Source organism: Shewanella sp. SM29 (assembly GCF_025654245.1).
Taxonomy (GTDB): domain Bacteria; phylum Pseudomonadota; class Gammaproteobacteria; order Enterobacterales; family Shewanellaceae; genus Shewanella; species Shewanella oncorhynchi.
The window spans coordinates 1-999 of the sequence record NZ_JAKKRN010000082.1 but is presented as its reverse complement, the minus strand read 5'-3'; the positions used below and the strand labels follow the sequence as shown (position 1 = coordinate 999).

The window sequence follows — 999 nt, the reverse complement described above, 5'->3', positions numbered from 1 at the left end:
TAACCTGAGATCGGTTTAACTAGCCATAACTGTAATAGCATTAAACTCCGCATTAGTGAGGTTCAGTTGTGGCTTATTGTCTTTCAATTGATAGGCGATGAGTCCCGCAATCATATTGAGCATAAAACCATGCACGCTGCGGTGTCTTGAGTGCTCTATTTGAGAGATATTTTTTAACTGGTCGTTGATGGTTTCTATGATAAAACGTCTCGACAGCATCGCTCTATCCCACAACGACATTGCCTTCGCTTTCATATTCTTACGCACGTTCGTCACCAACTTCACGCCTTTCTCAAGCAATTCACTGGACAGCGCTTTACTGATATACCCTTTATCTGCATAGAGTTTATTCATGTCACTGTGCACCATCTCATTCACCGGTTTTGTGTCATGTACATTCGCTGGGGTCACTTTGGCCGCCACTATTCCGCCTTGATGATTCACAATCAAATGCAGCTTAAAGCCATAGAACCAACCCATGGTGCCTTTACCTCTGCACGCCAGCCCCGCCAAGGTTTTATGGCGATGAATACGTAGGTTATGACACACTTTGATGCTGGTTGAATCTACAAATTCGATGCCAGTGGGGTCACTCTTGAGGCTGGCAAAGTAGCTGCAAAGCGGCACTAAAGCAGTGGGCATCACCTCAAGAAAGCGGGTATAGCTGAGTAAATTGGGAAAAGCGGATTTGTAGAAATGAGCCAGATAGCCGATGTAGAAGTTCTTGAAATCACGGTGGTGGGACATCTGAAAAAGTAAGATGATGGTCATCACTTCGCTCATCGTCATACGGCCAGCGCGATGACGCTTGCGTGTACCATCGRTTAACAGCGTTTTTTCCCATTCTGGAATRAAAACAGCGCAAAAATCATCGACATCGCAAAACACTTCCACTAATTTATGCATAGGCCCTCCGGTGTGATGGGGTTTCTCTTGGTCGAAAGATCCGATCACTTGGAGGGCTATTAGTTCAACATTTCTTATCCCGAGTTCAGGTTA

1 protein-coding gene is annotated in these 999 nt (G+C 45.1%); it reads right to left on the bottom strand.

Annotation, left to right across the window (positions count from 1 at the left end; translation table 11 throughout):
• Positions 1-15 precede the first annotated feature (15 nt).
• Positions 16-906 carry an IS982 family transposase gene (locus L5L77_RS22520; protein WP_263223445.1) on the bottom strand — a complete coding sequence of 297 codons (891 nt, stop codon included), beginning with the start codon at positions 904-906 and terminating at the stop codon, positions 16-18.
• Positions 907-999 lie beyond the last annotated feature (93 nt).